Origin of the sequence: Pricia sp. (assembly GCF_041745955.1) — a bacterium.
In the GTDB taxonomy this organism is placed as follows: domain Bacteria; phylum Bacteroidota; class Bacteroidia; order Flavobacteriales; family Flavobacteriaceae; genus Pricia.
This window is the reverse complement of record NZ_JBGTHY010000288.1, coordinates 1-4,321: the sequence shown is the minus strand read 5'-3', so window position 1 is coordinate 4,321 and position 4,321 is coordinate 1. Positions and strand designations below refer to the sequence as shown.

Genomic DNA, 4,321 nt, shown 5'->3' with positions numbered 1-4,321 from the left:
TCTGTATTTGATAGGTGCCATTCTCCTCAAAAGTGATTACGACTTCCTCCAGGGGATGATGGTTCTGCTTGGTACCCAGTCCTAATTGTACATACTCTTTTATGGTAAAGGAATCCTCATCGTAGTCGATAGTAATTTCATCCAAAGTGGAATAAAAAAGCTTTACCTGTTCGTTGATCAGTTCGATATCGACCCTTGAAAAATAGGTCTTGTCCTTTACCTTTTTGCGGTTTCCGGCCCAGCAGAGCACGAATTGCTCCTTGAATACTTTATAGTCGCTTTCAAGATCGGGGTGGCGATGGTTGATAAAATCGATGACCCCGTCAAGGGTAAGCTCGATATTGTTCTTGGCGTGCTGCTCGATGGTGGCAACCGCCTCGGAATTGATATCCTTTAGTTCGATACCGTACGCTTTTGGCATACTGATGCTACCTTCGCGAAAGAAGACCATTCCGCCGTAATATTTCCAGATGTTCTTACGTAGCGCACAGACCTTGCCGTTGGAGGTTAGCGTCACGAGCCCCACGACCTTTCCCTCCGGCAGGTGGGGAAAGGGAATATTCTCATAAGATATCAAGGGCGGATTATCCAAATACGCATTGACCAGGTTTTGGATTTTACTATCGTCAAAAAAGTCGACACCTACAATCTTATTGTCCTCGTCCTCGACACCGATTACAATGAACGAATGATTCTTCGGATTGCTGTTCGCCAAGGCACAGACATGTTTCAGGAACTTCGCCTTCCCTTCTTTTTGTCCGATTTCGATAAAGCGTTTTTTGTCATAAAAGCTGTTCTCGTCGTTATGGGCGAGCAGGTTTTTGACAAGAAGGCGTTTGTTAATCATGGGTTAAACTACGATTATATTTTTAGCATCAGTCATTGCCTGTCGTCTTGGGCTATCCGAAAACTTTAGCGTTGTTCGGTGACGCGCAATACCGACCCTATCGGGACTCAATTCTTGTTCCAAACCGTCGCCGAAGCCTGCGCCGTGGGCGTAATGACGAGGTCGGCAATGTTCACATGCGAGGGTCGTGTTACCACGAAATACAGGGCTTCGGCGACATCCTCGGCGACCAAGGGCTGAAAACCGTTATAAACGGCATCCGCCTTTTCGCCGTCACCCTTAAAGCGAACGTTGCTGAATTCGGTTTCGACCGCTCCAGGATTTACTGCACCGACCTTAATACCGTAAGGGTTGAGGTCCATTCGCATACCGGTGGTCAGGGCGTCGACGGCATGTTTACTGGCACAATAGACATTGCCTTTTGGGTAGACTTCCTTACCTGCCGTGGATCCGATATTGATGATATGGCCGGACTCCCTTTCGATCATTCTGGGGATAACCGCCTTTGAAACATACAGCAATCCTTTTACGTTAATATCGAGCATGGCATCCCAATCCTCGGTGCTGCCTTCGTTAATGGGGTCAAGGCCGTGGGCGTTACCCGCATTATTTAGCAGGATGTCGATGTTCGCAAATTCCGAAGGAAGCGACTCGATAGCTTCGAACACGGCATCTTTATCACGAACGTCAAAATTCAAGGTAGTGACGTTGGTCTGTTTGGCCAATTCCTTTTGAAGCGCATCCAACCGATCTTGGCGCCTTCCACAGAGAATCAAGTGGATGCCCTCTACGGCAAAAAGGATGGCGGTCGCTTTTCCGATACCGCTGGTTGCGCCTGTGATAAGGGCAATTCGATGCTTTGATGAATTTTTGTTCTTTTCTCGTTCCATAGTTTCATTTTTATAAAATCCAAAGTTACTTATTTTGACGATTCCGTGGTTTAGTCCCATACTGTCAAAAAGAAGTCTTACAAATCCCTTAAACTCTTCCTAAAAATAAGGGCTTGGCAAATTATTTAACCAATCGTTAACAGCGGGGCAAATAATAAATTTACAATTTGCGTGATATTAAAAATGTTAACCGACCTACTCCAAAAATACCCTAAAATTCTATGGAAGAAAATACGGCCGTCGATATCAGCGCGGTGAACGAAAAAATCGAACGCGAAAGTGCCTTTATCGACCTATGGATTTTCGAAATGAACAAGGTCATCGTCGGCCAAAAACACATGATCGAACGCTTGCTGATCGGTCTTCTCGGTCAGGGCCATATTTTGCTGGAAGGGGTTCCCGGTCTGGCAAAGACCTTGGCGATAAACACTTTGGCCAAAGCCGTAAAAGGTAGTTTTAGCCGAATTCAGTTTACGCCCGATCTATTGCCCGCCGACGTTGTAGGCACCTTGATCTACAACATGAAGCTTAGCGATTTCTCCATTAAAAAGGGACCGATTTTCGCCAATTTCGTGCTTGCGGATGAAATCAACCGTGCCCCCGCCAAGGTACAATCGGCACTTTTGGAGGCGATGCAGGAGAAACAAGTGACCATCGGGGACGAAACTTACATTTTAGACAAACCTTTCTTGGTCATGGCCACCCAAAATCCGGTCGAGCAAGAGGGAACCTATCCGTTACCGGAAGCACAGGTCGACCGTTTTATGCTCAAAACCGTCATCGACTACCCGAAGATGAACGAAGAGCAGTTGATTATGCGTCAAAATCTACTCGGGGCATACGATACCGTAAATGCTGTGGTTTCCATAGAACAGATCTTAAGCGCCCAAAAAGCGGTTCGAGAGGTGTATATGGATGAAAAAATCGAGAAGTATATTCTTGATTTGGTCTTTGCCACCCGGTATCCCGAAAAATACAATCTCGAAAGTCTGAAACATTTAATCAGTTTTGGGGCTTCGCCAAGGGGAAGCATTAATCTAGGCGCCGCCGCTAAGTGTTACGCCTTTATCAAACGCAGGGGCTATGTAGTGCCCGAAGACGTGCGCGCCGTGGTACATGATGTATTGCGACACAGAATCGGTATCACCTATGAGGCCGAGGCCGAGAACATTACTTCCGAAGAAATCATCAACAAGATCGTCAATGAGATCGAAGTGCCGTGAAAAAGTAAGCAGTGTTCAGTAGACAGTAAACAGTACCTTTTTTGAGTGTTGTGTGGCGTCTACTGCCGATTGCCAACTGAACACTGCCAACTGAAAAGATGGATACCAAAGAATTACTAAAGAAAGTACGTAAGATCGAGATCAAGACACGCCGTCTGTCCGATCATATTTTTGGCGGGGAATACCATTCCACCTTTAAGGGGCGCGGTATGACCTTTAGCGAGGTTCGGCAATATCAGTTCGGCGACGATGTACGCAGTATCGATTGGAACGTCACCGCCCGCTACAATGAGCCTTATATTAAAGTTTTTGAGGAAGAGCGAGAGCTGACGATGATGTTGATGGTCGACGTGAGCGGCTCGGAACTGTTCGGCACGACCAACCAGTTCAAAAAGGATATTATTACCGAAATATCGGCCACTTTGGCGTTTTCGGCGCTTCAGAATAATGATAAGGCGGGATTGATCTTGTTTTCCGATGCCGTGGAATTGTATATTCCCCCAAAAAAGGGAAAAAGCCATGTGTTGCGGATTATTAGGGAGTTGTTGGAATTCAAGCCAAATAGTAACCGCACCGATTTAGCGGAAGCCTTGAAATTTATGAGCAGTGTGATGAAAAAAAGAGCTATTGTTTTTGTGCTCTCCGATTTTATCGCAGACGATTATGAAAAGACCTTGAAAATTTCGGGGAATAAACACGACCTAACAGGAATCCGAATCTACGATGAACGGGAAGAAAAGATTCCGAACCTGGGCATGGTGCAGATGCTGGACGCCGAGACGGGAAAGGTACAATTAGTGAACACCCAATCGAAAAGCGTCCGCAATGCGTATGGCGATTATTACCGCCAGCGGATCGATTATTTTACGGAAACCTTTACGAAATCAGGCTGTGGTACTTTGAGTTGTAGGGTCGATGAAAGCTATGTTAAGAAGTTGTTGGGGTATTTTAAGAGAAGGGGATAATGCGAGGCGCGAAATGTAAAATAAAAGCGGCAAGTAAAAAGTGGCAAAGTTTTAGTTACTAAGTATCGATGAACAACATACTGCCCGTAATCAGTAGCAATTGGTTTAGCAAAGGATGATTTGGAACTTGGGATTTGGGATTTATGATTTTTCGTTCTTCAAACGATACGCCTTCCTATGCTTTCTTTTCGTTGGATGTATTGGCTTTTCCCAAAAAAATCCATCCGTAACTTCTAAGGTCGATACCACCGATATCAAGATCGGGGAACAGGTCAAGTTTACCGTTACCGTTGAGGCGGACACCACGGCACAGGTAATTTTCCCCGAAGGACAGACGTTTTCGCCCTTGGAAACCGTGGAAGCTTTTGCGACGGATACCACCCGAAAGAACGACCG

The 4,321-nt window shown here is 45.8% G+C and carries 4 protein-coding genes and 1 pseudogene; 3 read left to right on the top strand and 2 right to left on the bottom strand.

The genetic code is table 11. The features are described 5' to 3' along the window. Together ACEW8S_RS10570 and ACEW8S_RS10565 are read right to left on the bottom strand one after the other, a co-directional pair. A partial coding sequence (locus ACEW8S_RS10570; RefSeq protein WP_373518119.1) for a DUF5929 domain-containing protein occupies positions 1-847 on the bottom strand: 847 nt, incomplete at its 3' end. Between the two features lie 107 nt (positions 848-954). After that, positions 955-1,737 carry an SDR family NAD(P)-dependent oxidoreductase gene (locus tag ACEW8S_RS10565; RefSeq protein ID WP_373518118.1) on the bottom strand — a complete coding sequence of 261 codons (783 nt, stop codon included), beginning with the start codon at positions 1,735-1,737 and terminating at the stop codon, positions 955-957. 221 nt (positions 1,738-1,958) lie between these two features. On the opposite strand from ACEW8S_RS10565, the gene ACEW8S_RS10560 reads away from it, so the two are divergent. The 3 genes and pseudogenes from ACEW8S_RS10560 to ACEW8S_RS10550 form a co-directional block, all read left to right on the top strand. Next, positions 1,959-2,960: an AAA family ATPase gene (locus ACEW8S_RS10560; RefSeq protein WP_373518117.1), complete on the top strand. Its 1,002-nt coding sequence runs from the start codon at positions 1,959-1,961 to the stop codon at positions 2,958-2,960. A gap of 98 nt (positions 2,961-3,058) precedes the next feature. Continuing rightward, entirely contained in the window at positions 3,059-3,925 is an 867-nt protein-coding gene (locus ACEW8S_RS10555) for a DUF58 domain-containing protein (RefSeq protein ID WP_373518116.1), read from the top strand. 115 nt (positions 3,926-4,040) lie between these two features. Further along, positions 4,041-4,321 (top strand): annotated as a pseudogene (locus ACEW8S_RS10550) (hypothetical protein); the annotation flags it as partial.

Coding starts and splice junctions, on each gene's coding strand:
- ACEW8S_RS10560 (WP_373518117.1), top strand. CDS start 1,959: ATGGAAGAAAATACGGCCGTCGATATCAGCGCGGTGAACGAAAAAATC.
- ACEW8S_RS10565 (WP_373518118.1), bottom strand. CDS start 1,737: ATGGAACGAGAAAAGAACAAAAATTCATCAAAGCATCGAATTGCCCTT.
- ACEW8S_RS10555 (WP_373518116.1), top strand. CDS start 3,059: ATGGATACCAAAGAATTACTAAAGAAAGTACGTAAGATCGAGATCAAG.